Below are 26118 nucleotides of genomic sequence, written 5' to 3'. Positions count from 1 at the left end.
AGCACGCTGAACCCCTTCATTCGGACGGCCGAGGCAGCCGGGAATTAACGGTCGCCTTTGGTCAGCTCGCGCTTCATATCGATGATGGTCTGGTATTCCGCCAGGGTGGTGTCGCCGATGTGCTGCTTGCCGCCCATCGCTTTGATAAAGCACTGGTGATCGTCTTTATCCAGCTTCTTGATGGCGGTGACCACTTTGGCCTTGAAGTCGGCCGGCAGCGAATTGCTCACCAGGATCGGGCCGTTCGGGATCAGCGGCGACTGCCAGATGATGCGGATCTGTTTCATCAGGTCCGGGTGATCCATGCGGATCATGCGGGTGAACGCGCCGCTGGTGTAGCCGGTATTGTAGTCGCCGATCATCGACGCCCAGGTCACCGCGCCTTCGAACTGGCCGTTCAGCACGCCGAGGATGTCCTGCTCGTGGCCGCCGGAGAAGGTGACGCTGGAGAAGGTGTTGTTGTATTTATTGTCGACCGTACCGCCGAACAGCTTTTTAAACGCCTGGTTCGGGATCAGGAAGCCGGAGGTGGAATCCGGATCGGCGAAGCCGATGGCCTTGCCTTTCAGGTCTTCCAGTTTCTGGTACGGGCTGCCGGCCTTCACCACCACGACTGAGTGGTAGCCACGCGACTGGTCGACGTCGTCGACCGCGATGCCGACGATGTCCACCGCTTTCGGATCCTTGATGTAGACCGAAGCGAACGACGACGGTGACATGCTCAGCACCAGGTCAATCTTGCCGCCCAGCAGGCCCTGGATCACGCCGGAATAGTCGGACGAGTTGCGCAGCTTGGTATCAACGTTCAGCTCTTTATCCAGGAACTGCTTCACGCACTGGTTATCGCCGATCTGCTGGGTGGCGTTCTGGCCGCCGAGAATGCCCAGGTTCAGCTCTTTCGGCGCATCCGCTGCGGCAGCATTAAATACCATCATCGCGCCGGCCATCAGGGTGGTCAGACTCAATACTTTTTTCATTAGGTGTGCCTTGTGTGTAAAGGGTAAAGGTCAAAAGTGCTTCAATGGATCTGATTGGCTTCTTCGCCATACAGCTGGTGCAGGATCCGTTCGTTCAGTTGCGAAGGATGCCCGTCAAACACGATCTTCCCGTGGGCGATGCCGATCACCCGCGAGCAATACTCTTTCACCAGTTCGACCGAGTGCAGGTTCACCATCACCGCGATGCCGTCTTCGCTGATTTTCTGCAGCGCGTCCATGATGCGGCGGGTATTTTTCGGATCGAGCGACGCCACCGGCTCATCGGCCAGCAGGATTTGCGGGTTTTGCATCAGCGCGCGGCAGATGGCGACGCGCTGCATCTGGCCGCCGGAGAGGTTCTCGGCGCGCTGCAGCGCGTGCGGCAGCATGTTGAGCCACTGCAACAGCTCGATGGCGCGAGCACGGTCGGCGTCATCGAACAGTTTGAAGAAGGATTTCAGGGTGGAAGTGTGGCTCAGGCGGCCCAGCAGCACGTTGGTCATCACGTCCAGCCGCGGCACCAGGCAGAAGTCCTGGAAGATCATACCGCAGCGCGCGCGCCACTGGCGCATCTGGCGGCCGGCCAGTTGGGCGATGTCCTGCGCCACGCCATCGTCTTCGAAGTGCAGCATCTCGCCGCAGCTGGAAGGAATGGTGCCGTTCAGGGTGTGCAGCAGCGTGGACTTGCCCGCGCCGGAGCGGCCGATCACCGCCACAAATTCGCCGGCGTGCAGATCGAAATTGATGTCATCCAGCACGCGGTGCTGCGCTTTGTAAGCCTTGCCGAGTCCCTTTACCGATAATACTTTGCGGGATGCGGCGGCGTGCTGCCCTGGAAAGTCGTGCTGTGCCAATTTTAACAGTGCCTGAGCCATATGATTTCTCTGGTTTCAGTGGCTAATCATTATGGGCACCTATTAACGGATAAGTTTATGACAGTGGGATGATCGTTTTATGGCCGGGGCGTGACGCGTGCCGCCCCGGCGTGCGCCTCACCCCAGGGTGAAGAAGTCCAACCCCAGCGCCGCCTTGACCTGCTGCAGCGTCTGCTGGCTGATCTGATGCGCGCGGCGGGTGCCGTGCTGCAGGATGCGCGTCAGCTCGCCTTTATCGGCGATGAATTCGGCGCGGCGGGTGCGGATCGGCTCGAGCAGGCTCTGCAGACAATCCTCCAGCAGCCGTTTGATCTTCACATCCCCCAACCCGCCGCGACGATAGTGCGCCTTCAACTCCGCCACCAGCACGGCGTCTTCGCAGAAGGCGTCCAGGTAGGTAAACACCATGTTGCCCTCCACCCGACCGGGATCGCTGACGTTGAGATGGCCAGGATCGGTGAACATGCTCATCACCGCCTTGTGCACCTCGTCGGCGCTGGCGCCTAGCTGGATGGCGTTGCCGCGCGATTTTGACATTTTGCCCTGCCCATCCAGCCCCGGCAGGCGCCCGACGTTGCTCAACAGCGGCTGGCACTCCGTCAGCACCGGTTGGCCGACGATGTGGTTGAAGCGCCGCACGATCTCATTGGTTTGCTCCAGCATCGGCAGCTGATCCTCGCCGACCGGCACATGGGTGGCGCCAAACGCGGTGATGTCCGCCGCCTGGCTGACCGGATAAATCAAAAAACCGGCCGGCAGGCTGCGAGCGAAATCCTTCTCGGCGATTTCGTTTTTCACCGTCGGGTTGCGTTCCAGCCGCGCCACGCTGACCAGGTTGAGGTAGTACATCGTCAGCTCGGCCAACGCCGGCAGCGCTGACTGCAGGCAGATCGTGGTCTTGTGCGGATCAATGCCTACCGCCAGATAGTCGGCCACTACGTTGAGCACGTTGGCGCTGATTTTTTGCGGGTTGTTGCCGTTGTCGGTCAGGCCCTGCAAATCCGCCACCATCACCGTTTGGTTATGCTGGTGCTGCAGCTCGACGCGCTGGCGCAGCGAGCCGACGAAGTGGCCTAAATGCAGTGGGCCGGTGGCGCGATCGCCGGTAAGAATGGTGTAGCTCATGACAGTGCTCCTGAAGGTCTGTAGACCGCCGGATCAACGCCACAAAAAATAATGCCGCCAAACCGGCGGCATTAAAAAGAGATGTGAATACTCGTGCCGCCTCAGAAGAGGCGCCACCATGACTGATTGTGGGTGGAGTGCATCGATATATTCATGCCATCAAGGTATACCCGCAACGGCAGCACGTCAATAGCCCGCCGCCGGCGCGTAAGACGGCGTTACATTCCGGCATTTGCGTTCCTGGCCTGGCGCGCTAGGGTAAAACCTTCAACCTGAAAAAGGAGCGCATGATGAAGATCGGATTTGCCGGACTGGGTGGGATGGGCAGCGCTATGGCGGCCAACCTGTTGCAGGCGGGCTTCGCCTTAACGGTATGGAACCGCTCGCCGCAGGCGGCGCAGCCGTTGGTAAGCACCGGCGCACGACAGGCAGAACGGCCGGAACAGCTGGCCGATGCCGACGTGCTGATCACCATGCTGGCCGACGATGCCGCCACGCAACAGGTGGTGGTCGACAGCGGGCTGCTGCAACGGATGAAACCGGGCGCGCTGCATATCAACATGGCGACCATCTCGGTCGAACTCGCCAAGCGTTTGACGGCGCTGCATGCGGAACACGGCATCGGCTATCTCGCCGCACCGGTGCTGGGGCGGGTCGACGTGGCCGCCGCCGGCAAGCTGAATATTCTGGCGGCCGGCGATAGCGAGCTACTGAAGAAGGCGCAGCCGCTGTTCGATGCCCTCGGCCAGAAAACCTGGCATTTCGGCGCCGATCCGGCGCAGGCCAACGTGGTCAAAATCGCCACCAACTTTACGCTGGCCAGCGCCATTGAAGCGATGGCGGAAGGCAGCGCGCTGGTGCGCAACTACGGCGTGTCCGGTGCCGACTACCTGCAGATGCTGAGCGGCACCGTCTTTGCCGCCCCAGCCTATCAGGGCTATGGCGCGCTGATCGCCGCCGAGAAGTATTCCCCCGCCGGATTCCGGCTGGCGCTGGGGCTGAAGGACGTCGGGCTGGCGCTGGCCGCCGGGGCCGACAGCCATACGCCGATGCCGTTCGCCGGGGTGCTGAAAGACAACTTCCTCGACGCGATGGCGCAGGGGGATGCGGATCTGGACTGGGCCGCGCTGGCCAAGGTGGCGGCGCGGCGGGCGGGCCTGAAATAACGAACGGGGGCCTAAGCCCCCGTTTTTCCGTTCTCAGAACACGATGTCCGCCGCGGGAACCGCGCGGATCGGCACGCCGAAACTTTCGATATTCGACAGCGTCTCGTTATGGTGGGTGCGGATCAGCAAACCGTCGGCATAAGGTTTGTCGTGGCAGGTGTGGGCATCCGCCGCCAGCGTCACCGGATAGCCGTGCGCCGCCGCACTGCGCACCGTGGTGTCGATGCAAAACGGCGTGGAGTAGCCGCAAACCACCAGATGCGATACGCCGTTGGCGATCAGTAACGCGCCGAGCGAGGTGCGCAGGAACGAGTCCGGCGTGGTTTTATCCACCCGGTGATCGCCCGGCGCCACCTTCAGCGCCGCGAGCACTTGCCAGGCGGCGCTGCCGTGCCGCAGCTCGTCGTCCGGCGTGTGGTGCTGAATCACGATCACCGGCACGCCCGCCAGGCGGGCGCGCTCGCTCAGCTGATTGATGCGCGCAACGGTGCCCGCGGCATCCGCCGGCGGCGGCGTAAACAATCCTTCCTGTACATCGATAATCAACAGCGCGGTGGTCATGGCGGCTCCCTAAGAGAAGATAAGTGGCGTCAGCACACCGGCTGGCGCGGGCGGAAAATATGGTCGACGCCCTGCTCGCGCAGCCGGTTCACCAGATCGTGCCCGCCGTTCGGCGTGGCGTGCGCCAGCTGCCGCTCGGCGGTAAACACCGGGCTGGCCCAGAACAGGTTCACCGGATCGCCGTACTGCTGCGGCAGAGTCAGCTGCGCGTTATGCGGGTAGAAGGACGACGACAAAATATAGCCCTCGTAGCCCAACGGCGCCACGTCCGACTCCAGCGTATGCCCTTCGCCGATCCAGGTCAGCCGCGCCCACGGCGCGTGCGCGAAACCGGCCAGCGCGCTGGCCATCTGCACCGCGTTGTCTTCAGTCATGTATTGGCTGTCGATAGCGATCGCCATCTCCATACGGCGATAGCGCGAAGCCTCGTCGTTGAACAGGATCTCCACCCACGGCATCGGCCGAATGCTCACCCCCATGGTGAGGAAGTAATAGATGCCGTCGCGCTCGTGCTGGGTGATGGCCATCGGCGGCCACTTGCCCTGATCGATGGCGTAGTACTTCACCGAAGGGCCAAAATGCGACTCATAGCGCGCCTGAAAATCGCGCTGCATCTTCGGCCACGGATTGCCCTCTTCACGCTGCCAGCTGCGCCAGAACTGGCGAGTGCTCTCCGCCTGCGCATACTGGGTGTTGGTCGAGGCCGAACCGAGCGGATAAGCCAACGGGCTCTCCTTGATGCAGCTGGCGGAATAGCACACCGAATGGTCGATATACAGGCTCCAGCCGGGGATCACCGCCAGCAGTTGGCCGTAATACCACAGGGCCGCGCCATCATCGCTTTCGCTCCACACCACCATCAGCCCTTCCGGGTTCAGCGGCGCTTCGCCCTCCAGATTGCGGCAATACTCCGCCGCCAGCATCGGCGGCTGCCCTTGTTCCAGCGCGGCGCGATCTTCCTGCAGCGGCGCGGCGGCCAGGTTACGCAACCAGCAGGCGCGCACCTGATAGCGATCGCTGTAGGCTTCGGCGGGATAGATATAAAAATAGGCTGCCCGGTGATCTTGCTGAACCACCGCAACCAGCGTCTGGTTCTCATTGCTGACTTCAGCAAGTACGTATGACTCGTTCATATCACCTCAATAGGGTCAGGGCGCGGCAGAATCGGCTGCGCGCCAAAAATGGAATGTGGCTTTGCCCCCAAGTGTAAAACGCATTACTGGCCGGATCACCCGTAAAAGTCTCAAAAGCGTCCGTAAACGAAGATAAACAAAGACTAATTATAGCGGCTATGGCTCACGACGGCTGAGTGATGCGCCGTACCGCGCGCTGATAGGAACCGTTGCGCATCGACGCGCCCAGCACTTTGCCGAGGCCTGCGGCACCCGTTCGCACCAGCCGCCGCCGCAGCGCGCCCGGATGAAAACCGAACTGCCGTTGCGCCCAGTCTGGCAACAGATCGATGCCCGCCTGCATCACCACCCCGCCGAGCGGGCGCGCCAATGCGCTCGGCGCCGGCGCATTCAGCAGAATGCGCGCTACCTCTCGAGTGCGTTCATCGCAGACCAGCTGCGGCCGCATTGCCTGCAGGTACTCTTCGACCTCCGCGCAGGACTGAGGAATTGCGGTCGCCCCCAGCGCGGCGGCCACGCGCGCCGCTTCCCGGTAGTATTGATCCTGCAAATCGCGGGAAAGATGCGGGTTGCGGTAGCGCAGGTGGCTGGCCAGAAAACGGCTGCTCTCCGCCACATGTACCCAGGTGAGCAGCGCCGGATCGCTGGCGGCATAAGGCGTGCCGTCGCTGCCGACGCCGGTCACCCGCAGATGGATGGCTTTGACTTTGGCGATCAGCCGCTCCGCCTCGGCGGTCGGGCCGAAGGTGGTGACCGACACGAACTGGCTGGTGCGGCGCAGGCGGCCAATCATATCTTCGCGGAAGTTGGAGTGATCCCACACTCCGGCCAGCGCCAGCGGGTGCAGCATCTGCAGCAGCAAGGCACTGACGCCGCCGCACAGCATCGGGGTGAAATCGCGGTGAACCTGCCAAATGACCGACTGCGGGCCGAACAACCCCGGATCGCCCGGCGGATTTTCGAAATCGACGCCGCCGAGCGCCAGCCCGGTCAGGCTGAGCACCTGTTTTTCTATCGCTGCGCGTACCGCTTCCATCCTGCTGCCCTCTTGCTCACTCAGCGGCCAGTGTATCACGCGCCGGGCGCCCCATTGTGCCCTGCGGCGGTTGAAAGCATTAACTTACTGAATTACAGTTATTATACCGCTTGCAAAAAGGCGGGCCTATTCGATCCACTGCAGAGGCGCTTTGCAGGGCGTTAACCCACGTTAATTCGGCACTAACCCCACAAAACCTCTATCTAGTTTTTTTCCTTCAACTTAGATAGCAGAGAGTTCGATGATTACCATCAGAGCACGCGCGGCGGAAGACAACGCGCAATTGGCAGATATCTGGCTGCGTTCGGTGCGCGCCACTCACCATTTTTTAACCGAAGACAACATCGCGCAGCTGTTCCCGCTGGTGCTGAACGACTACCTGCCGGCGGTTAACGTCTGGGTGGCCGAAGAGCGGCCAGGGCATCCCTGCGGCTTTATCGGCCTGAACGGCAACAAGGTGGAGATGCTGTTCATCGACGCCGATCAGCGCGGTAAAGGGGTGGGCAAAGCGCTGCTGACCCACGCGGAAACGCTGCACGATGAACTGCAGCTGGACGTGAACGAGCAAAACCCACAGGCCAGCGGCTTCTACCGCCACTACGGTTTTGTCATCACCGGCCGCTCGCCGCTTGACGGCCAGGGCAACCCGTTCCCGCTGCTGCACATGAAGCTGGACAAGCGCTAGCCCTTAGCCCTCCCGCCGGCCGCCCTGCGGCCGGTTTTCTCCCGCTTGTTTCACCCGCCGTTTTATATATCAAATCAGAATAAGTAATAGAATTTACATTCTTCCTGTCACTATAAACCCTCGGTAGGATTGCCCGGTATTCACCCGCAACAGAGGTTCCGTCCGCCACTCCCCGCCGGGTTGTGCCCCGCAGAAAAGCCGAACGATCTCTGCCCGGCGCACCGCGCTCTGGACGGAATGCTGTGAAGTATCGATAAGGATCCGCTTCGCTATGATCGTTCTTTCGAACGTTTGCAAAACTTTTGACAGCACACAGGGCCGCGTCGTGGCGGTAGACAACGTCAGTCTGGCGGTAGAGGCCGGGCAAATTTACGGCATCATCGGCTACAGCGGCGCCGGCAAAAGCACGCTCATCCGCCTGCTTAACGGCCTGGAAACGCCCACCAGCGGCCGCATTGACGTAGGCGGCTTCGATATCGCCCGCGCCAAAGGCAGCCACCTGCGCCAGGCGCGCCTGAAAATCAGCATGGTGTTTCAGCACTTCAACCTGCTGTGGTCGCGCACCGTCAGCCAAAACATCGCTTTTTCCATGCAGATCGCCGGCGTGCCCAAGGCGCAGATTGCGCCGCGCGTGGCGGAACTGATCGCGCTGGTCGGCCTGCAGGGGCGCGAAGATGCCTACCCGTCGCAGCTCAGCGGCGGCCAGAAACAGCGCGTCGGCATCGCCCGCGCGCTGGCCAATAACCCGAGCGTGCTGCTGTGCGACGAGGCCACCTCGGCGCTCGACCCGCAGACCACCGACGCCATTCTCGACCTGCTGCTGGACATCAACCGCCAGCTGAAATTGACCATCGTGCTGATCACCCACGAGATGCACGTGGTGCGCAAAATCTGCCACCGCGTGGCGGTGATGGAAAACGGCCGCATCGTCGAAGAAGGCCCGGTGATCGACGTGTTCACCCGGCCCCAGCAGCCGATCACCCGGCAGTTCGTCAAACAGGTGTCGCAGTATGCGGATACCGAAGAGAGCTTCAACCCGCTGCTCACCGCTCATCTGCCGGGGGCGATTTTCAAGCTGACCTTCGTCGGTGTGCAAACCCATCAGGCGGTAATCTCCGAAGTGATCCGGCGCTATGCCCTGACCATCAACATTCTGCACGGCAAGATCAGCCACACCCTCAACGGTTCGTTCGGCGAACTGTACATCCACGCCGAAGGCAACGAACAACAAGTCGCCGACATGCTCAGCCTGCTGCACGAAAGAGACATCGCCGTCGAGGTTATCCAACATGATTGAATCCCTATTCCCCCACCTGCGTCTGGACCAACTGTGGGACGCCACCTGGGAAACGCTGTACATGACCGGCATCGCCGGTTTGGCCACGCTGGTGCTGGGCATCGCGCTCGGCGTGCTGCTGTTTTTAACCTCGAAGGGCCAGCTGTTGCAAAACCGGACGGTCTACTCGCTGATCTCCGTACTGGTCAACGTCTTCCGCTCCATTCCGTTCATCATCCTGATCGTGCTGCTGATCCCGTTCACCAAGTCGCTGATCGGCACCATTCTCGGCGCGGACGCGGCCCTGCCGGCGCTGATCGTCGGCGCGGCGCCGTTCTACGCCCGGTTGGTGGAGATCGCGCTGCGCGAGGTCGACAAAGGGGTAATCGAAGCGGCGCGCTCGATGGGCGCCAAAAACCGCACCCTGATTTTCCGCGTATTGCTGCCGGAGAGCTCGCCGGCGCTGGTTTCCGGCATCACCGTCACCCTGATCGCGCTGGTGAGCTACACCGCGATGGCCGGAGTGATCGGCGCCGGTGGCCTGGGCAACCTGGCCTATCTGGAAGGATTCCAACGCAACCACAGTGACGTGACGCTGGTGGCGACGCTGACGATTCTGCTGATCGTTTTCGTCATTCAGTTCATCGGCGACACCCTAACAAGAACGCTCGATAAACGTTAATTAACCAAGGAAAACGATGATGAAAAAACACCTACTGATGTTGGCTTTCGCCTCCGTCGCCACCCTCGCCTCTTTTGGCGCCACGGCAGCGACCAAGCTGGTGGTCGGCGCCTCCAACGTGCCGCACGCCGAGATCCTCGAACAGGCCAAGCCGATACTGGCGAAGGAAGGCATCGATCTGCAGATCAAGCGCTTTCAGGACTACATCCTGCCGAACACCGCGCTGGCCAGCCACGACATCGACGCCAACTACTTCCAGCACGTGCCTTACCTGAACTCGGTGCTGAAAGACCACGCCGACGACAAAAGCTACGACTTCGTCAGCGCCGGCGCGATCCATATTGAGCCTATCGGCATCTACTCTAAGAAGTACAAAAGCCTGAAAGACCTGCCGGAAAACGGCAAAATCATCATGCGCGACGCGGTGGCGGAAGAAGGCCGCATTCTGTCTATTTTTGAACGGGAAGGCGTGATCAAGCTGAAGCCGGGGGTGAGCAAGGTGGACGCGCGCATCACCGACGTGGTGGAAAACCCGAAACACCTGAAGTTCCAGGCCAACGTTGAGGGCGCGCTGCTGCCGCAGATGTACAACAACGACGAAGGCGACGCGGTGGTGATCAACGCCAACTACGCCATCGACGCCGGGCTGAATCCGACCAAAGATCCGATCGCGGTCGAAAGCGGCGAAAATAACCCGTACGCCAACATCATCACCGTGCACAAGGCCGATGTGAACAAGCCGGAGATCGTGGCGCTGGTCAAGGTGCTGCACTCCAAACCGATTCAGGACTTTATCCGCGAGAAATACCAGGGCGCGGTGATCCCGGTCAATCAGTAATGGGTTAAACGGCCCGGTAAAAGCCGCAATGCCGCTCACTTAAGCCTGAGTGGCATTTTTTTATCCAGCCTCTGGGCGTTCTGTGCAGGGGAATTGCCGTAAATGTCCGCATTTCTCTGTGGCCAATATGAACGGCAATTGGAGGGGCCGATGGCGCGGCCCCTCCACCCGCGCCTTCGCTTAACACCGTCTGTCCGCTACGCGGATACCCTCGCCGCGTCTGCGTTGTCGGGCGGGTCGGCTGCGACAAACGTCCCTGTTAGTCTCGCCTCAACCGGCCTTCCCTGGCCGGTTGCCCCTGACAACGCCGCCTTGCTCGGCAGCCGGTGATGCGCGCCAAAGGTCAACACCTGAGCTGGCTGCTACCGGGAAATCTGTCGCTTATGAGGTTCTGGTAGAGAAGTTGGAGATGAGCGCGGTGTTGGGCGCCCTTGAAGACGCCGAACGCAGGCATAGCGCATTAGGAGAAACCGCCATGGACGGCGGTTTCAGGTGAGACAGGCAGGGACGCCTGTCGCAACCGGCCTCAATGCGCTATGGCGGAGATAGGACAAATCTGCCTGGAGCAGATTTGAACGCTGCTTGCAGCGGCCCCGAAGGGGCGAGGCCCAGGGATGGGCTGAGTAAAGTTGGCAAAGCCAACCGTCTGATAGGGCAAAGGCGCGGGTTGCCAGGGGCCGCGCCTTCGGCCCCTGGCTCGGTCGAGGTGCAGGAGCCACATGGGGCATCTCACTTTTATCGACCGAAAATGTCACGAACGCCTGCAGAAAAACGCTAACTGATCAGCATTGCGGTAAAAGCCGGGCCGGTTGTTACACCTTATTGCCAATCTGGCTGAGCCGCGGCCACACCAGCATCAACGCCTCCAGCAACCGCAGCAGATCGCTCCGGCTTGCCCCTTCGCGCGCCTGTACCGACATGCCTTCAATAGTGCAAATCACGTATTTCGCCAGCAGCGCGGTGTCGGTTTTCGCCAGCAATTCGCCCTGCTGCACCTTGCGATCGAAGCAGGCCTTCAGCGCCGCTTCCTGCGCATGATGTTTCCTGCGCAGCATCTGGGCGACATCGTCAGACGCGGACGACAGCGCAGCGGAGGCGCATACCATAAAGCAGCCTGACGGCGTGTCGGGATCGGTAAACACTTCGGCGGAAGAACGCACGTAGGCTTCGACGATCTCGGCCACCGGCAGATCCTGCTCCAGCATTTGGTTAGCGCAAACCGTATATTTCTGCAGATAACGCTCCACCGCTGCGCGGAACATCCCTTCTTTGTTGCCGAACTCCGCATACAGCGTCGGCGCCTTGGCACCGGTCACTTCAACCAAATCGGCCAGCGAGGTGGCTTCATAACCGTGCCGCCAGAACAGATCGAGCGCGCTTTCCAGCGCCCGGTCGCGATCAAATTGTTTCGGTCTGCCGCGGCTTTTTTTGCCGCAGACCGTTTCATTGATGCTCATCGTTCCTCTCCTATCCCGCTCCACAGCAGGGTTAGCACAAATAACTTAACGATCATTATAAAAAAATATTGCGCCCTCGTCGAGAACCTATTAGCATTTAGTTATCGATCGTTAAGATAAATTAGCGAAGCGGATTAAAATCTTCTGTTCACCGTTATCGGAAAGGAAATAACATCATGAAAAACTTAAAATTAACCTTAGCAGCTCTCACTCTGGCCAGTGTTTCCTTCGGCAGCTTCGCGGCCGATTTAGTTCGGAGCCAACCGGCTGACCAACAGAAAGTCGGCGTCATCACCGTCAGCGGCGCATCCGATCTGACCTCGCTGGAAAGCAGCCTGGCTACTAAAGCCGATCAAGCAGGAGCAAAATCCTTCCGCATCATCGGCGCCGGCGGTAACAACCAACTGCATGGCACCGCAGAAATCTATCAATAACAAAGCATTAAACCAGCGGATCGCGAGAAGTTCAGCTCCCGACGCCAGGGCGTCAAAAAAAATTAATTAACGAGCATTAAAAAAATACTTGCAATCCGTCAAACCGGCATCTAACATTAAATTATCGATCGTTAATTAATTTAACGACCTTACAAAACAAACATCGTAAAGAACAAAGATAGGAAATAAGACCATGAAAAACCTGAAAATGACCATCGCTGCTATCGCACTTGCCTCTGTCTCCTTCGGCAGCTTTGCCGCCGAACTGGTCAACGCTCAACCGGCCGATCTGCAAAAAGCCGGCGTCGTCACCGTCAGCGGTGCTTCCGACCTGAGCAGCCTGGAAAACAAACTGGCGGCCAAAGCCGATGCAGCCGGCGCCAAATCCTTCCAGATCATCGCCACCACCGGCGACAACAAACTGCACGGTACCGCGATCATCTACAATTAATTGCCACACCGGCAATCGCGCAAAAGGGCGGCTCAGGCCGCCTTTTGTTTGCTTTAACGCCTACGTTCTGTTGTAAGCTGTAGCAACCTCCTTCCCGCTGAGCCGAGCAACGCCATGACTCCCCTGCTGTTTCACAAATATCACGGTCTGGGCAACGACTATCTGGTATGCCACCGTTCGGTTGCCGATCGCCTGAGCCAGGAACAGATCCGCCTGCTGTGCCACCCGCATTACGGCATCGGTTCCGACGGCCTGCTGATCGACAGCGGCGACGCCGTCAATCCCACCCTGCGCATCATCAACCCGGATGGCTCCGAAGCGGAGAAAAGCGGCAACGGCCTGCGTATCTACGCGCGGTATCTGTTCGACAGCGAGCGCGTGGGGCATCAGCCGTTTCTGGTGCACACCGCCGGCGGCGACGTACGTTGTCAGGTGGCGGAAGATGCGCATCAGATAACCGTGGAGATGGGGCGCGCCAATTTCAGCCCGGCGGCGCTGCCGGCCTTGATCGATCTGCCGGAGGCGCTGAACTATCCGCTGCCCCTGATGGAGGAGACGTTAAGCGTTTCGCTGGTGTCGATGGGCAACCCGCACTGCGTGGTGCCGGTGGAAAAACTGGATCTGGCGCAGGTGCATCGGCTCGGGCCGCAGATTGAACGCCATCCGCTGTTTCCGAAACGCACCAATGTACAACTGGTGGAAGTAGTCGATCGCCAGACGCTGCGTATCGGCATCTGGGAGCGCGGCGCCGGTTTTACCCTCGCCTCCGGCAGCAGCAGCTGCGCCGCCGCCAGCGTGATGCGCAAGTTGGGACGAGTCGGCGATCGGGTTAGCGTGCGGATGCCGGGCGGCGAACTGCAGATCGCCTTCAGCGGCGATTTTCAGGTCAGCATGCGCGGACCGGTGCATAAAATCGCCACCCTGACGTTGGACGAAGACTGCTTTGCCGGCGGCGCGGGGCTGTTTACGGGATCCACCCCAGCAGCCTGAACCACAGATAGTCCAACGGCACCAGCAGCGCAAAGCTGAGCGCGGCCAACAGCAGGCACAGCTTCAACCCTTCACGCGCCGGCACTTTGCCCATCCCCATCGCCACCACGATCGGCGAAGCCTGATACGGCAGCAGCGGCGTGGCGTAACCGATCACCTGGGTCATCAGCACCGTCAGCAGCGGCAAGCCGCTGCCCGCGGACAACGCCTGCGCCAGTGGGGTAAACAGCGCCGGCACGCCGTTGGCGGTCACCACGAAATTCAGCAATGCGGCGATCCCCACCAACGAACCGAATGCGGTGAACGGTTTGCCATGCAGATCCGGCATCATCGCCAGCAGCGCACCGCCCAGCCGATCGCCAAGCCCCGAATGGCTGACCAGCGCGGTCAAGCCCAGGATCCCCGCCACATAGATGCAGGTACGCACGTTAACCCCGGCGGCGAACTGCTCGCCGTTGAGAAACCCAATACGCGGCAACAGACAGAAACAGGCCGCCGCCAACCCTATCCAGGCGGGAGCGATGCCGTGCCAGCTGTCGGTCATCCACAGCAACACCGTGGCGCCCAACAACGCGATCAGCCGCCATTCGGCAGCGCTGAGCGGGGTTTGCGCCGCCTCGGCCGCCACCGGTTGCGGCCGCGCACGGAACAGGCCGCAGATGCATAGCGTCAGCAGCGCGCCTTTGGCGATCCCGAGCACCGGAGCGTGCAACAGCAGATAAGAGAGATAAGCGAAGTGGCTGCCGTAGGCGCTTTCCGCCGCGCCGCTCATCACCAGATTGGGCACGTTGGCCGGCAGGATGCTGGCGGAGAGCTGGAAGGTGCCGAACCCCACCGCCAGCGCCAAACCGATGCGGCCGCGCGAGCCCTCCGCCAAACCGGCGCGCTCGGCCAACGCCATGACGATCGGCATCAGCAGCGTAATGCGCCCCATGTTGGAAGGCATGACGAACGCCAGCGCGTAGCTTATCGCCACCACGCCGCCCACCAGGCGGAGCCAGGAGCCGGCCAGGTGCGGCAAGAGCCGGTTGGCCAGGCGATCCGCCAAGCCGGTGCTGCGGATGGCGGTGCCCAGCACAAAACCGCTGAGCACCAGCCAGAATGCGGAAGACGCGAAACCGGAAAAGGTCACCGCGGCGGGCGCCAGCTGCAACACCATCACCGCCGCGAAGAACAACAGCGCGACCAAATACTCCGGTAAGCGGGCGCTGGCCCATAGCGCGATGACCACCAGCGTGACCAGCGCGGACAGCGCCATCGGATCCCCCAACATAGTTTCCTCCCTGATAAGACGTTGTGATTGTTATCAAACGGTTAATAGGGTGACACAAGGTGCGGGCGCTAACCTTGAAACCGCTCACATATCGTCGTTCTTCAGATTTTTCAGCATGCACACGTTGCAACCGTGATGGCCGGTGTTGCCGCGCCGTTCCGTCAACAGTGTGAACCCCAGCGCGTGGTACAACCCGATCGCCTCTTTCAACTGTTCGGTGGTTTCCAGGTAGCAATAGCGATACCCCGCCGCCCGCGCCGCCTTCAGCGCCTGCACCACCATATGGCGCGCCATGCCCAGCCCGCGCGCGCCGGGTTTGAAGAACAGCTTCTGCAGCTCGCAATAGCCGGGCTCTTCGCCCGCCAGCGGCGCCACGCCGACGCCCCCCACCACCTGCCCGTCCCGCTCCAGCACCCAGTAGTGGCCGCCGTTGTCGCGATACAGACCGGTCAGCCGATCGAGATCCGGATCGTGCAGGCTGATGCCTTCCATCTTGTCCATGCCGTACTCGCGAAACACGTCGCGAATGATCGCCGCCATCGCCGCATCGTCGCGCTCGGCGATCGGCCGCACCCGTAGATTGGCGTCGCGCTGTTTGCGCGCGCTGCGCAGCGCCGCGGTCATCTTTTTCATCGCCGCAGTGGTACTCGCCAGCTCATCGTCATCCAACTGCGCCAGCGCCGCCTGCATAAAACCGTCGGCGTCACTCTCGATGCCGGCCAGCGCCTTGCCGCCCTTTTTACTCAGCCGATGCAGGTTGTGCCGCTTGTCATCCGGATGATCCACCGTTTCTATCACGCCGGCGGCGACCAGGCTGCGCAGCGCCCGGCTGGCGCTGGCCTTGTCGATGCAAAGCCGGGCCGCCAGTTCGGTGACGCCCAGCGGCTGCTCGCTGACTTCGATCATCAGATGGATCTGCAGCGGCGAAAAGCGCGAGCCGTTGCTCTGCTTGTTCAACATGCCGAATTCTCTGACCAAACTGCGCGCCAATGCTCTGAAATCCCTGATGTTCACGGCGTTATGCTCCTCTGTTCTCCCACCTTCAGCTATGCTGGATGGATTATTGGTTGATAGTGTTACCTATTTTCGAACATAACGATAACGCATAAACAATTGCGAATGAATAACCAATCCGGCACCTGGACATGTCAAAATATTTCATACCACAGCATTTACCACCAATTAATTGCAAGTTAATAAAATTAAAAATCAAAACAAAGTTAAAAATTGAAATAAAAAATCTATAAAAATGAACGCAAAAACAACAAAGGTTGGCAAACCAAAAAACAAAATAAGTATTCATTTGAAATTTAAAAGATAAAAATTAGAACGAAAAAACTTGATAGCAACAACTCAATCGCTATCCCGTCAACGTCGGTTACATATTTATGTCTGCCTTCGCGCGCCTCCCTGCGCCATTGTCCCTTTTGCCAAAAGTAGCCCATGCTTTAACTGCTCCTCTCCTTTTAGCTAACCGGGACGCTGGCTCATGACGAAAAAAATCACCCTGCTGCAATTCTTCCACTGGTACTACCCCGACGGCGGCAAACTGTGGCAGGAGGCCGCCGAGCGCGCCCCGCACCTGGCCGAACTGGGCATCACCGATCTGTGGCTGCCGCCCGCCTACAAGGGCGCTTCCGGCGGCTACTCCGTCGGCTACGATACTTACGATCTGTTCGATCTCGGCGAATTTGACCAGAAAGGCAGCGTGGCGACCAAATACGGCGACAAGGCGGCGCTCGAACACGCCGCCCATACGCTGCGCGAACACGGCGTGGGGGTGCTCTACGACGTGGTGTTCAACCACAAGCTCGGTGCGGACGAGAAAGAACAGGTACACGTGTTCAAGGTGGACGCCAACAACCGCAACGACATCGACGATCAGGGCTTCGACGCGCTGGCCTACACCCGCTTCACCTTTCCCGGCCGTCAGGGCGCGCATTCCGAGTTTATCTGGGATTACAAATGCTTCAGCGGCGTCGACTACGTTGAGCAGCCGGACGACAAGGGGATATTCAAAATCGCCAACGACTATGGCGACGACGGCTGGAACGATCAGGTCGACGATGAAAAAGGCAACTACGACTATCTGATGGGCGCCGACGTGGAGTTCCGCAATACCGCCGTGACGGAGGAACTCAAATATTGGGCGCGCTGGCTGTTGGAAACCTTGCCATGCGACGGCTTCCGCCTGGACGCCGCCAAACACATTCCCGCCTGGTTTTTCAAAGAATGGGCGGATCACGTGCGCGCCAGCGCGCAGCGCGACCTGTTTATCGTCGCCGAATACTGGTCGCACGATCTGAGCGCGCTGCAACAATACATCGAGTTGGTGGACGGCAAGGTGATGCTGTTCGACGTGGCGCTGCACCTGAAGTTTCATCAGGCGTCGAAACAGGGCGACGGCTTCGACATGGCGCAGATCTTCACCGATACCCTGACCGCCGCCGATCCGGCCCACGCGGTGACGCTGGTCGCCAACCACGACACCCAGCCGTTGCAATCGCTGGAAGCGCCGGTGGAACCCTGGTTCAAACCGCTGGCCTACGCGCTGATCCTCTTGCGCGAACAGGGCGTGCCCTGCGTGTTTTACCCCGACCTGTATGGCGCCAGCTACCGCGACAAGGGGCGCGACGGCAGCGAATACCAGATTGACATGCCGGCGATCCCGGAGTTGGAGAAGCTGATCGCCGCCCGCCAGCGTTTTGCCAACGGCCCGCAAACCGACTACTTCGACGACAGCCACTGCGTGGCCTTCAGCCGCGCCGGCACCGCCGAGGCCCCCGGCTGCGTGGTGGTGCTGACCAACGGTGGCGAAAGCGGCAAGACGGTCACGCTGGGCGCCGATTTGGCTCATACCACCTGGCGTGATTTCCTCGGCAACCGTCAGGAGGAAATCACCACCGACGACCAGGGCAGCGCCCACTTCCCGGTCAACGCCGGCAGCGTCAGCGTTTGGGTTCCGGCCGACAGCCTGTGAACGCCCGCCGCCGCGTAATGATGACGCGGCGGCAAAACTAATGTTTGCCTTTCGGGTCTAACTTACGCTATCAACTGCGCAAGCCATTCACACCGGAGCCTAAATAGGGTACAAGGCTGCATGAAAATTCCAAAACGACTCCAGCCGCTGGTTGATGACGGATTAATCGACGAAGTCATCCGCCGGTTGAAAAGCGGCAAAGAAGCCGACGTGTTTATCGTGCGCTGCGGCGATGAGATCCGCTGCGCCAAAGTGTACAAAGAGGCCGAAAAGCGCAACTTCAAGCAGGCCGTGCACTATCAGGAAGGGCGCAAGGTGCGCAACAGCCGCGACGCGCGCGCCATGAGCAAAGGCTCCAAATTCGGCCGCCGGCAGCAGGAAGAAGCCTGGCAAAACACCGAAGTGGACGCGCTGTATCTGCTGGCCAAGGCCGGGGTGCGGGTGCCGCAGCCGGATCTCTGCCTGGACGGCGTGCTGCTGATGGAACTGATCACCGACGAAGAAGGCCTGGTGGCGCCGCGCCTGAGCGATGTCATCCTGACGCCGGAACAGGCGCGCGCCGATCACGCCCTGATGATGAATTACGCGGTGCGCATGCTGTGCGCCGGGCTGGTGCACGGCGACCTGTCGGAATTCAACGTGCTGATGGATAAAGACGGGCCGGTGATCATCGATCTGCCGCAGGTGGTGGACGCCGCCGCCAACAACCACGCCAAAAGCATGTTCGAGCGCGATATCGACAATTTGGCGGAGTATTACGGCCAGTTCGCGCCGGAATTGCGCGACAGCCAATACGCTAAAGAGATCTGGGCGCTGTATCAGGAAGGCAACCTGACGCCGGACAGCGTCCTCAGCGGCCGGTTCAGCGAAATCCAGAAGCGCGCCGACGTCGGCTCGGTACTGGAAGAGATCCAGGCCGCCGGCGAGGAACATCAACGCCGTATGATGGCGCGCAACGCGGAAGAGTAACGCGCCGCGCTATTCGATGCGAAACACGTCCGGCCACTGCGGCGTCGCCGCCTCATGATAAATATCCCCCAGATAGCCGGCGATCTCCTCTTCATGCAGATCGGCCGGCAGCACGATATCGTAGCTGGGAGCATACTTGTGCTCCGGCAGCGTCACGCGGAACAGCCGCCATTCGTCCCCAATGCGTTTCACCCCCAGCAGACGGCCGAACACGTTAAAAATCATCATCCGCCATTCCCCCTCTCGTCGCTTTCAGGCTATAACACTGTGATGCCGCCGCAGTGAAAAGGAAAGCGTATGAGTGAAAAAACGCCGCAGTTCTGGCGCGATCCGCAGTTGCCGTTCGTCGAAGCCCGCGCCATCGCGGATGGCCGCCAGGTGTGCTACAGCCTGCACAGCCACGAATTCTTTTCCATCGGCGCCATCACCGGCGGCGTCAGCACCTATGTGAACGGCGAGCAGCGCATGCAGGTCAGCGCCGGCGATCTGGTTGTCATCAACCCGCAGCAGGCGCATGCCTGCAACCCCATTGCCGATCGCCGTTGGTCGTACATCATGTTCTATCTCGATCTCGCCTGGCTCGGCGCACTGCAGCAAGAGCTGCTCGGCGGCGACGGTGACCGTTTTGTTCCGTTCAGCCAGCCGCTCAGCCGCGATCCGGCGCTGTTCCATGGCCTGAACCGGCTTTATGCGCTGCTGACGGATCCGCTGTGCTGCGCGCTGGAAAAACAGATCGCCATGGTGGAGTATTTCAGCGCCCTGCAGCTCGGGCTGGGCGATGTCAGCCAGCCGGAGACACCGTCGCATACCCGGCTGGAAGCGGCGGCGGCGTTTATCGACGCGCACTGCACCCGGCCGCTGACGCTGGACGACATTTGCCGCGCCGCCGCGCTGTCCCCTTCTTACCTGATCCGCGCCTTCCGCCAGCGCTACGGCATGACGCCGCACGCCTATCTGGTCAATCGCCGCGTGCAGCACGGCCATCGGCTGTTGAAAAGCGGCCTGCCGATCGCCGCGGCCGCCAGCGAAAGCGGCTTTGCCGATCAGGCGCACTTCCAGCGCACCTTCAAGCAGCTGCTGGCCGCCACGCCGGGGCAGTATCAAAAACCCTCCGCCAGCAGATAGCAGGCGCTGGCCGCCAACAGCAGCGCCATCGCGCGGTTGAAACGCCGTACGTTGCGCGCCTGCCTGAGCAGGCCGCGCAGCATCGCGCCGACATAGGCCCAACAGGCCACCGAGGCATAGCAAATCACGAAGTAGAGCCCGGCGAACTGCCACAGCAACAGCATATCGCCATCGCCGACAAAGGCGCCGAGGCTGGCTACCGATGCCAGCCACGCCTTAGGGTTCAGCCATTGCATCAGTGCGCCGTAGCGCCAGGAAGGCGCCCGCGCTGCGCCGTTGCCCAGGCGGCCGTCGTCAAACGCCAGCCGATAGGCCATGAACAACAGAAAAGCCACGCCGGCCCACTGAATCAAGCGGGTCAGCGCCGGCCACAGGATCAGCAACTGGTGCATGCCTAATCCCAGCAGCACCAGCAACAGGGTAAACCCCAGCGTGGCACCGAACACGTGGCGCTGGGTCGCGCCAAAGCCGAATTGCGCCCCGGCGCTCAATGCGACGATGTTGACCGGGCCGGGGGTAATGGAGGCCGCCAGCGCAAACGCGGCCATGGAAAGGTAGATATTCATGATGGGCACCTGAGAAAGAATTCACAGGTGTCAGAATGCCGACCGCCGCCGACAACGTATTGAACAGAATTGCCCTGTTCGGTTTAACGCGCGATCGCCGCCCGGCGGCGCGGCAGCCCGAAGGTGTTGACCGCCATGCCGGCCAGCACCAGCAATGCGCCGCCGAACTGCGCCGGCGACAGCGCTTCGTCCAGCAGCAGCCAGGCGGCGAACAGCCCGATCAGCGGCACCAGCAGCGTCAGCGGCGCAACGCGCCAGGTTTCATAGCGCCCCAGCAGGCTGCCCCACACCGAATAACCGAACAGCGTGGCGGCGAACGCCAGGTAGGCAACCGCCAGCCAGGTGCCGACCTGCACATGGCTCAGGCTGCTCAGCACCGCCTGCGGGCCGTCGAACAGCCAGCTGCAGACCAGGAATGGCACGACCGGGATCGGCGCGCTCCACACCACCAGCGATAAAATATTACGCTGCGGGAAACCGGCCAGGATCTTCTTGTTGGTCAGGTTGCCCAGCGCCCAGGAAAACGCCGCCGCCAGCGTCAGCAGCAGGCCCGCCAAGGGGACCGCACCGCTGCCCGGCTTATGCAGGCTGGCCTGCGCCAGCACCAGCATGCCGCCGCTGGCGATAGCGATGCCGACGAAATGGTTGACGCGCAGCTTTTCACCCATCAGCACGACACCCAACAGCAGGGTGAAGAACACCTGCGCCTGCAGCACCAGCGAAGCCAGCCCCGCCGGCATCCCCACCTTGATGGCGACGAACAGAAACGCGAACTGTGCGAAGCTCATGGTCATGCCGTACAGCAGCAGCCATTTCCAGGGGATAGTCGGGCGCGGGATAAAGAAGATCGCCGGCAACGCCACCAGCAAAAAACGCATCCCGGCCAGCAGAAACGGCGGCATGCCCTGTAAACCGAACTTGATCACGACGAAATTCACGCCCCAGATCACCACCACCAACAGCGCCAACAGCCGATCGCGCAATGTCATCCTCGCCCCGCTTATCCCATTGAAAATTCGCTTTAGCTTGCAGGTTACAACCAAACCGGGCGTATGGACACCGACAAACGCCGGCGATTATTCAGGCATCAGGCCGATAAAGGTGGTCTTCTTGCGCGGGCCGGTCATCAGCGCTTCCAGCTTCTCCACGCACTGCAGGTAGTGCGGGGTCTGCTTGTGCGCCGCCACCGCCTGCTCGTCGCGATAGGCTTCGTAGATGTAAAACCGCGTTGGAATATGCTCATCCTGCAGTACGTCGAAGCGCAGGTTGCCCGGCTCTTCGACAGCCCCCAGGTGATTGGCGCGAAAAACTTCGATAAATTCGTCGATCTTGTCCTGTTTAACGTTGATCTCAACCAAAGTGACGTGCATGGCAACTCCTTGTTTAAACGGTGCACCGTAAAGTGACTCTTTCCAACCATAGGTTTATTCCCGTCGATTGCCCGCCGCAACGGCAATTTTGCCGTCTGGCTCACAAATCGCGCCGGCGATGCCTGTTTCTCCCCCGGCGGGGTAAGGCAGCGGCATCTATAGTTAACACTCCTCCCCCTGAGAGCATAGGCTATGGATAACTATTTGATGTCGCTGGACGCAGGAACGGGCAGCATTCGCGCGGTGATCTTCGATTTGGCGGGTAACCAGATCGCGCACGGCCAGGCGGAGTGGCAACACCTGGCGGTGCCGGGCGTGCCCGGCTCGATGGAATTTGACCTCAGCCGCAACTGGCAGTTGGCCTGCCAGTGCATCCGCCAGGCCTTGCAGCGCGCCGGGCTGACGGCACAGGCTATACGCGCGGTGGCCTGCTGTTCGATGCGTGAAGGCATCGTCCTGTACGATCGTAACGGCGTGCCGATCTGGGCCTGCGCCAACGTTGATGCGCGCGCCAGCCACGAAGTCAGCGAACTGAAAGAGCTGCACAACTACGGTTTCGAACGCGAGGTGTACCAATATTCCGGCCAGACGCTGGCGCTGAGCGCCATGCCGCGTCTGCTGTGGCTGGCACACCATCGGCCGGACATTTACCGCCAGGCGGCGACGCTGACCATGATCAGCGACTGGCTGGCCAACATGCTGAGCGGCGAGCTGGCGGTCGATCCTTCCAACGCCGGCACCACCGGCATGCTGGATCTGGCCAGCCGCGACTGGCGGCCGGCACTGCTCGACATGGCCGGGCTGCGCGCCGATATCTTGTCGCCGGTAAAAGAGACCGGCAGCGTGCTGGGGCGCATCACCGAACAGGCGGCGCAGGAGAGTGGGCTGCTCCGCGGCACGCCGGTGGTGATGGGCGGCGGCGACGTGCAGCTCGGCAGTCTGGGGCTTGGCATCGTGCACGCCGGACAAACGGCGGTGCTCGGCGGCACCTTCTGGCAGCAGATCGTCAATCTGCCGGAGCCGGCCATCGATCCGGAAATGAATATTCGCATCAATCCCCACGTCATTCCCGGTATGGCTCAGGCGGAATCCATCAGCTTCTTTACCGGCCTGACCATGCGCTGGTTCCGCGACGCCTTCTGCGCGGAAGAAAAGTTGCTGGCAGAGCGGCTGGGGGTCGACGCCTACAGCCTGCTGGAAGAGATGGCGGCCAGGGTGCCGCCGGGCGCCTACGGCGTGATGCCGATCTTCTCCGACGCCATGCATTTCAAAACCTGGTATCACGCCGCGCCGTCGTTTATCAACATGTCTATCGATCCGGAGCGCTGCAATAAACAGACGCTGTTCCGCGCGCTGGAGGAGAATGCCGCCATCGTCTCCGCCTGCAATCTGGAACAGATCGCCGCCTTCTCCGGCGTGCAGGCCCGCTCGCTGGTGTTCGCCGGCGGCGGTGCCAAAGGCAAGCTGTGGAGCCAGATCCTCAGCGACGTCACCGGGCTGACGGTACGGGTGCCGGTAGTGAAAGAAGCCACCGCGCTGGGCTGCGCTATCGCCGCCGGCGTCGGTGCCGGGTTGTACGAGTCGCTGGCCGAAACCGGCGAGCGCCTGGTGCGCTGGGAGCGCGAGCATCAGCCTGACATGACCCACCACGCGCTGTATCAGGAACAGAAAGAAACCTGGCGGCAGGTCTACGCCGATCAGCTGACGCTGGTGGATAACGGCCTGACTACCTCGCTATGGAAAGCACCGGGGCTGTAAACACCACACGGCATTCCATCATAACCTTATGCCGTTTTATTCCTTTCCCTTCGGCGCGGCGCAAGCCGCGTTTTCACTCGCCGCCGGCAATTGTTTCCCCTCAGAAACAGTGTAACCACCGCAAACGGATTTATTCACGGCTTCGACCTGCCGTAGATTGTGATTTCGGTCACGCCGTGCCCTGAGCGCGGCCTGTGCATTCACCCAAGACGAGCGGCATTATGCTGAATAATAAAGATAAACCTGCATCATCCCCGTGGCCGGCGATCTTCTCGCTGACGGTCGCCTGTTTTGTCATGGTCACCACCGAGTTTCTGCCGATCGGCCTGCTGACCAACATCGCGCCTTCGCTCGGCGTCAGCACCGGCACCGCCGGGCTGATGGTCACCATGCCCGGTATCGTGGCGGCGGTGGCCGCCCCCGTATTGAGCCTGGCCTCCGGCCGGCTGGATCGGCGCCTGCTGATGCTGGGGCTGTCGCTACTGCTGATCGTCTCCAACCTGGTGGCGGCGCTGGCCGTCAACTTCCCGATGATGCTATTGGGCCGCGTGCTGCTGGGCATCTGCGTCGGCGGCTTCTGGTCGTTCGCCGCCAACTATGGCCGCCACCTGGTGCCGGAAGCCAGCCAGGGCCGTGCCACCGCGCTGATCCTCAGCGGCATCTCGGTCGGTGCGGTGTGCGGCGTGCCTGCGGGGGCGCTGATCGGCGATCTGTTCGGCTGGCGTGCCGCCTTCTTCGGCGGTGCGGCGCTGGCGGTCGGCGTGCTGTTGGCGCAGCTGCGTTTACTCACGTCGGTGCCGCCTTCCCGACCGGTCACGCCGCGCGATCTGGTGCTGCCGCTGCGCTTGCCGATGGCACGCATCGGCCTGATCGCTATCGTGTTGCTGTTCGTCGGCCACTTCGCCGCCTACACCTACCTGCGGCCTCTGCTGCAACAGGTGTTCGTCCTCAGCCCGTCGGCGATCTCGCTGCAGCTGTTGGCCTATGGCGCCATCGGCCTGTTGGGCACCTTCCTCGGCGAACGTTTGGCGGAACACAGCCTGCGCGCCACCTTCATCCTGATCGCCGCCATGCTGGCAGGCATTTTGATCGTTTCGCCGCTGCTCAGCGGTCTCGCCGGTGCCACGCTGATGGTGTTGGTATGGGGGCTGGCCTTTGGCGCCGTGCCAGTGTGCGCCACCAACTGGATGTTCGCCGCGGTGCCGCAGGCACCGGAAGCCGGCCAGGCACTGCTGGTGTGCGTCATCCAGATCGCGCTGGCCTCCGGCGCGCTGCTGGGCGGTGAAGTCGTGGACTGGCAGGGCGTCAGCAGCGCCATGCTGTTCGGCGGCGCGCTGATCCTTTCCGCCACGCTGGTGTTCGGCCTCAGCTTGCGCTCCGGCGCGATTGGCGCTAAACAGTGTTAATCATTGTCTATCTGCAGAAACATGCCTCGGCCGTCGCCGGGGCATGGCGTTGAGAACCTATGGACCATCATTTGCTCGCTATCCGGGTATTTAACCGCGTCGTGGAAACCGGCGGCTTTACCCGCGCCGCCGATTCGCTGGGCATGCCGAAAGCGACGGTCACCAAGCTGATCCAGAACCTGGAAGATCACCTGCAGACCAAACTGTTCCAGCGCACCACCCGCAGCGTGTCGGTCACCCGCGAAGGCGAATGCTATTACCAGAATACGGTGAAATGGCTGGCGGATTTGGAGCAGATGGAAGGCTGCCTGACCGAATCGCAAAGTTCTCCACAGGGCGTGCTGCGCATCGATACCGGCAGCGGCACTGCCCGCCAACTGCTGTTGCCGGCGCTGCCCGATTTTTTGGAACGCTATCCGCAGATACAGATCGATCTCAGCATCGGCGATCGCGTTATCGATCTCATTAGCGACAGCGCCGACTGCGTGATCCGCAGCGGCCCGCTGGCCGATTCCAGCCTGATCGCACGCCGCCTGTTCGATCTGGACTGGGTGAGTTGCGCCACCCCGGCCTACCTGGCGCGCCACGGCGCCCCACGACACCCGTGCGATCTGGAACAGGGTTTTCCGATGGTGCACTACCGCCATCCGGTCAACGACCGCATCCATCCGCAACGTTATGTCGAACATGGCAAAGAGATCGCCATCCAACAGCGCTACCCGGTCAGCATCAATGAAGGCAACGCGCTGCTGGCCGCGAGCCTGGCCGGATTGGGCATCATCCAGATCTATCGGTTTATGGCGCAGCCGCACCTCGAACGCGGCGAGCTGGTCAGCTTGCTGCACGACTGGCAGCCGCCGCCAGAGCAGATGTACGTAGTCTATCCGTCCAATCGCCACCTCAGCGGCAAGCTGCGGGCGTTCATCGATTGGGCGGTGGAGACGTTTCATTAGCCGGCCGCTTAGGCTAGAGTGTTTTTTCCCTG

Annotated in this window: 27 protein-coding genes; 14 read left to right on the top strand and 13 right to left on the bottom strand. The window is 61.1% G+C overall.

Translation table 11 applies throughout. From position 1 onward, the window contains the following. Positions 1-44 precede the first annotated feature (44 nt). The 3 genes from phnD to trpS form a co-directional block, all read right to left on the bottom strand. On the bottom strand, positions 45-977 hold the full coding sequence (gene phnD, locus EGY12_RS13760; protein ID WP_025302014.1) for a phosphonate ABC transporter substrate-binding protein: 933 nt from the start codon (positions 975-977) through the stop codon (positions 45-47). A gap of 41 nt (positions 978-1018) precedes the next feature. Next, positions 1019-1852 carry a phosphonate ABC transporter ATP-binding protein gene (phnC, locus tag EGY12_RS13755; protein ID WP_123894180.1) on the bottom strand — a complete coding sequence of 278 codons (834 nt, stop codon included), beginning with the start codon at positions 1850-1852 and terminating at the stop codon, positions 1019-1021. Between the two features lie 117 nt (positions 1853-1969). Further along, positions 1970-2977 (bottom strand): tryptophan--tRNA ligase, encoded by a 1008-nt coding sequence (gene trpS, locus EGY12_RS13750; protein WP_123894178.1) that lies wholly within the window; start codon positions 2975-2977, stop codon positions 1970-1972. Positions 2978-3267: 290 nt separating this feature from the next. Here trpS and EGY12_RS13745 point away from each other — a divergent pair, with 290 nt between their 5' ends. Beyond that, a complete protein-coding gene (locus tag EGY12_RS13745) occupies positions 3268-4143 on the top strand; it encodes an NAD(P)-dependent oxidoreductase (protein WP_123895596.1) in 876 nt (291 codons plus the stop codon). Between the two features lie 33 nt (positions 4144-4176). On the opposite strand, the gene EGY12_RS13740 is transcribed toward EGY12_RS13745, so the two are convergent. From EGY12_RS13740 to EGY12_RS13730, 3 genes are all read right to left on the bottom strand, one after another. Next, positions 4177-4704: a cysteine hydrolase family protein gene (locus EGY12_RS13740; protein WP_123894176.1), complete on the bottom strand. Its 528-nt coding sequence runs from the start codon at positions 4702-4704 to the stop codon at positions 4177-4179. Between the two features lie 29 nt (positions 4705-4733). Further along, on the bottom strand, positions 4734-5837 hold the full coding sequence (locus tag EGY12_RS13735) for a suppressor of fused domain protein (RefSeq protein ID WP_123894174.1): 1104 nt from the start codon (positions 5835-5837) through the stop codon (positions 4734-4736). Positions 5838-6000: 163 nt separating this feature from the next. Further along, positions 6001-6873, bottom strand: coding sequence for an oxygenase MpaB family protein (locus EGY12_RS13730; RefSeq protein WP_123894172.1), 873 nt, complete (start codon positions 6871-6873; stop codon positions 6001-6003). A gap of 241 nt (positions 6874-7114) precedes the next feature. Between EGY12_RS13730 and EGY12_RS13725 the strand changes: the two genes are divergently transcribed. The 4 genes from EGY12_RS13725 (at position 7115) to EGY12_RS13710 (ending at position 10354) form a co-directional block, all read left to right on the top strand. Then, entirely contained in the window at positions 7115-7558 is a 444-nt protein-coding gene (locus EGY12_RS13725; RefSeq protein WP_015377088.1) for an acetyltransferase, read from the top strand. Positions 7559-7829: 271 nt separating this feature from the next. Then, the gene (locus EGY12_RS13720; RefSeq protein ID WP_123894170.1) at positions 7830-8855 is read left to right on the top strand and encodes a methionine ABC transporter ATP-binding protein; all 1026 of its coding nucleotides are present in this window, start codon (positions 7830-7832) and stop codon (positions 8853-8855) included. Further along, positions 8848-9516, top strand: a complete 669-nt coding sequence (locus EGY12_RS13715) for a methionine ABC transporter permease (protein WP_123894168.1) — start codon at positions 8848-8850, stop codon at positions 9514-9516. Before EGY12_RS13720 ends, EGY12_RS13715 begins: the two co-directional genes overlap by 8 nt. 19 nt (positions 9517-9535) lie before the next feature. Beyond that, positions 9536-10354, top strand: coding sequence for a MetQ/NlpA family ABC transporter substrate-binding protein (locus EGY12_RS13710; protein ID WP_049201028.1), 819 nt, complete (start codon positions 9536-9538; stop codon positions 10352-10354). A gap of 812 nt (positions 10355-11166) precedes the next feature. On the opposite strand, the gene EGY12_RS13705 is transcribed toward EGY12_RS13710, so the two are convergent. Further along, positions 11167-11811, bottom strand: a complete 645-nt coding sequence (locus EGY12_RS13705; protein ID WP_049201030.1) for a TetR/AcrR family transcriptional regulator — start codon at positions 11809-11811, stop codon at positions 11167-11169. Between the two features lie 176 nt (positions 11812-11987). Here EGY12_RS13705 and EGY12_RS13700 point away from each other — a divergent pair, with 176 nt between their 5' ends. The 3 genes from EGY12_RS13700 (at position 11988) to dapF (ending at position 13686) form a co-directional block, all read left to right on the top strand. Continuing rightward, positions 11988-12245: a DUF1471 domain-containing protein gene (locus EGY12_RS13700; RefSeq protein WP_123894166.1), complete on the top strand. Its 258-nt coding sequence runs from the start codon at positions 11988-11990 to the stop codon at positions 12243-12245. Positions 12246-12438: 193 nt separating this feature from the next. Further along, positions 12439-12696, top strand: coding sequence for a YdgH/BhsA/McbA-like domain containing protein (locus EGY12_RS13695; RefSeq protein WP_004939517.1), 258 nt, complete (start codon positions 12439-12441; stop codon positions 12694-12696). Between the two features lie 114 nt (positions 12697-12810). Beyond that, entirely contained in the window at positions 12811-13686 is an 876-nt protein-coding gene (gene dapF / locus EGY12_RS13690) for a diaminopimelate epimerase (protein ID WP_123894164.1), read from the top strand. On the opposite strand, the gene EGY12_RS13685 is transcribed toward dapF, so the two are convergent. Together EGY12_RS13685 and EGY12_RS13680 are read right to left on the bottom strand one after the other, a co-directional pair. Next, a complete protein-coding gene (locus EGY12_RS13685) occupies positions 13661-14959 on the bottom strand; it encodes an SLC13 family permease (protein ID WP_123894162.1) in 1299 nt (432 codons plus the stop codon). The genes dapF and EGY12_RS13685 overlap by 26 nt on opposite strands. Before the next feature lie 84 nt (positions 14960-15043). After that, positions 15044-15949, bottom strand: a complete 906-nt coding sequence (locus EGY12_RS13680; protein ID WP_123895595.1) for a helix-turn-helix domain-containing GNAT family N-acetyltransferase — start codon at positions 15947-15949, stop codon at positions 15044-15046. A gap of 499 nt (positions 15950-16448) precedes the next feature. On the opposite strand from EGY12_RS13680, the gene amyA reads away from it, so the two are divergent. Together amyA and EGY12_RS13670 are read left to right on the top strand one after the other, a co-directional pair. Next, the gene (gene amyA, locus EGY12_RS13675; protein WP_123894160.1) at positions 16449-17939 is read left to right on the top strand and encodes an alpha-amylase; all 1491 of its coding nucleotides are present in this window, start codon (positions 16449-16451) and stop codon (positions 17937-17939) included. A gap of 120 nt (positions 17940-18059) precedes the next feature. Then, positions 18060-18908 carry a PA4780 family RIO1-like protein kinase gene (locus tag EGY12_RS13670; protein WP_123894158.1) on the top strand — a complete coding sequence of 283 codons (849 nt, stop codon included), beginning with the start codon at positions 18060-18062 and terminating at the stop codon, positions 18906-18908. A gap of 9 nt (positions 18909-18917) precedes the next feature. Here the strand turns inward: EGY12_RS13670 and EGY12_RS13665 are convergent, their stop codons facing one another. Beyond that, positions 18918-19136, bottom strand: coding sequence for a hypothetical protein (locus EGY12_RS13665; protein ID WP_123894156.1), 219 nt, complete (start codon positions 19134-19136; stop codon positions 18918-18920). Positions 19137-19205: 69 nt separating this feature from the next. Between EGY12_RS13665 and EGY12_RS13660 the strand changes: the two genes are divergently transcribed. Beyond that, complete coding sequence (locus EGY12_RS13660) at positions 19206-20033, top strand: AraC family transcriptional regulator (protein WP_123894154.1); 828 nt, start codon at positions 19206-19208, stop codon at positions 20031-20033. Here EGY12_RS13660 and EGY12_RS13655 read toward each other — a convergent pair. The 3 genes from EGY12_RS13655 to lsrG form a co-directional block, all read right to left on the bottom strand. Continuing rightward, positions 20009-20599, bottom strand: coding sequence for a LysE family translocator (locus tag EGY12_RS13655; RefSeq protein ID WP_123894152.1), 591 nt, complete (start codon positions 20597-20599; stop codon positions 20009-20011). The two genes, EGY12_RS13660 and EGY12_RS13655, sit on opposite strands and share 25 nt — an antisense overlap. A gap of 83 nt (positions 20600-20682) precedes the next feature. Then, positions 20683-21588 (bottom strand): EamA family transporter, encoded by a 906-nt coding sequence (locus EGY12_RS13650; RefSeq protein WP_123894151.1) that lies wholly within the window; start codon positions 21586-21588, stop codon positions 20683-20685. A gap of 87 nt (positions 21589-21675) precedes the next feature. Continuing rightward, entirely contained in the window at positions 21676-21969 is a 294-nt protein-coding gene (lsrG, locus tag EGY12_RS13645) for a (4S)-4-hydroxy-5-phosphonooxypentane-2,3-dione isomerase (RefSeq protein WP_048233020.1), read from the bottom strand. 192 nt (positions 21970-22161) lie between these two features. Between lsrG and lsrK the strand changes: the two genes are divergently transcribed. From lsrK to EGY12_RS13630, 3 genes are all read left to right on the top strand, one after another. Beyond that, a complete protein-coding gene (gene lsrK, locus EGY12_RS13640; RefSeq protein ID WP_123894149.1) occupies positions 22162-23727 on the top strand; it encodes an autoinducer-2 kinase in 1566 nt (521 codons plus the stop codon). A gap of 221 nt (positions 23728-23948) precedes the next feature. Continuing rightward, a complete protein-coding gene (locus EGY12_RS13635) occupies positions 23949-25133 on the top strand; it encodes an MFS transporter (protein WP_123894148.1) in 1185 nt (394 codons plus the stop codon). 59 nt (positions 25134-25192) lie between these two features. Then, on the top strand, positions 25193-26086 hold the full coding sequence (locus EGY12_RS13630; protein WP_123894145.1) for a LysR family transcriptional regulator: 894 nt from the start codon (positions 25193-25195) through the stop codon (positions 26084-26086). The last annotated feature ends 32 nt before the right edge of the window (positions 26087-26118 follow it).

This window comes from Serratia sp. FDAARGOS_506 (genome assembly GCF_003812745.1).
Taxonomy (GTDB): Bacteria; Pseudomonadota; Gammaproteobacteria; order Enterobacterales; family Enterobacteriaceae; genus Serratia.
The sequence above is the reverse complement of the archived record's forward strand: the minus strand, read 5'-3'. Positions and strand labels throughout refer to the sequence as shown.

Coding starts and splice junctions, on each gene's coding strand:
- EGY12_RS13695 (WP_004939517.1), top strand. CDS start 12,439: ATGAAAAACCTGAAAATGACCATCGCTGCTATCGCACTTGCCTCTGTC.
- EGY12_RS13700 (WP_123894166.1), top strand. CDS start 11,988: ATGAAAAACTTAAAATTAACCTTAGCAGCTCTCACTCTGGCCAGTGTT.
- EGY12_RS13655 (WP_123894152.1), bottom strand. CDS start 20,599: ATGAATATCTACCTTTCCATGGCCGCGTTTGCGCTGGCGGCCTCCATT.
- lsrK (WP_123894149.1), top strand. CDS start 22,162: ATGGATAACTATTTGATGTCGCTGGACGCAGGAACGGGCAGCATTCGC.
- EGY12_RS13710 (WP_049201028.1), top strand. CDS start 9,536: ATGAAAAAACACCTACTGATGTTGGCTTTCGCCTCCGTCGCCACCCTC.
- phnC (WP_123894180.1), bottom strand. CDS start 1,852: ATGGCTCAGGCACTGTTAAAATTGGCACAGCACGACTTTCCAGGGCAG.
- dapF (WP_123894164.1), top strand. CDS start 12,811: ATGACTCCCCTGCTGTTTCACAAATATCACGGTCTGGGCAACGACTAT.
- trpS (WP_123894178.1), bottom strand. CDS start 2,977: ATGAGCTACACCATTCTTACCGGCGATCGCGCCACCGGCCCACTGCAT.
- EGY12_RS13735 (WP_123894174.1), bottom strand. CDS start 5,837: ATGAACGAGTCATACGTACTTGCTGAAGTCAGCAATGAGAACCAGACG.
- EGY12_RS13650 (WP_123894151.1), bottom strand. CDS start 21,588: ATGACATTGCGCGATCGGCTGTTGGCGCTGTTGGTGGTGGTGATCTGG.
- EGY12_RS13715 (WP_123894168.1), top strand. CDS start 8,848: ATGATTGAATCCCTATTCCCCCACCTGCGTCTGGACCAACTGTGGGAC.
- phnD (WP_025302014.1), bottom strand. CDS start 977: ATGAAAAAAGTATTGAGTCTGACCACCCTGATGGCCGGCGCGATGATG.
- EGY12_RS13730 (WP_123894172.1), bottom strand. CDS start 6,873: ATGGAAGCGGTACGCGCAGCGATAGAAAAACAGGTGCTCAGCCTGACC.
- EGY12_RS13635 (WP_123894148.1), top strand. CDS start 23,949: ATGCTGAATAATAAAGATAAACCTGCATCATCCCCGTGGCCGGCGATC.
- amyA (WP_123894160.1), top strand. CDS start 16,449: ATGACGAAAAAAATCACCCTGCTGCAATTCTTCCACTGGTACTACCCC.
- EGY12_RS13745 (WP_123895596.1), top strand. CDS start 3,268: ATGAAGATCGGATTTGCCGGACTGGGTGGGATGGGCAGCGCTATGGCG.
- EGY12_RS13665 (WP_123894156.1), bottom strand. CDS start 19,136: ATGATGATTTTTAACGTGTTCGGCCGTCTGCTGGGGGTGAAACGCATT.
- EGY12_RS13670 (WP_123894158.1), top strand. CDS start 18,060: ATGAAAATTCCAAAACGACTCCAGCCGCTGGTTGATGACGGATTAATC.
- EGY12_RS13740 (WP_123894176.1), bottom strand. CDS start 4,704: ATGACCACCGCGCTGTTGATTATCGATGTACAGGAAGGATTGTTTACG.
- EGY12_RS13705 (WP_049201030.1), bottom strand. CDS start 11,811: ATGAGCATCAATGAAACGGTCTGCGGCAAAAAAAGCCGCGGCAGACCG.
- lsrG (WP_048233020.1), bottom strand. CDS start 21,969: ATGCACGTCACTTTGGTTGAGATCAACGTTAAACAGGACAAGATCGAC.
- EGY12_RS13660 (WP_123894154.1), top strand. CDS start 19,206: ATGAGTGAAAAAACGCCGCAGTTCTGGCGCGATCCGCAGTTGCCGTTC.
- EGY12_RS13720 (WP_123894170.1), top strand. CDS start 7,830: ATGATCGTTCTTTCGAACGTTTGCAAAACTTTTGACAGCACACAGGGC.
- EGY12_RS13630 (WP_123894145.1), top strand. CDS start 25,193: ATGGACCATCATTTGCTCGCTATCCGGGTATTTAACCGCGTCGTGGAA.
- EGY12_RS13685 (WP_123894162.1), bottom strand. CDS start 14,959: ATGTTGGGGGATCCGATGGCGCTGTCCGCGCTGGTCACGCTGGTGGTC.
- EGY12_RS13725 (WP_015377088.1), top strand. CDS start 7,115: ATGATTACCATCAGAGCACGCGCGGCGGAAGACAACGCGCAATTGGCA.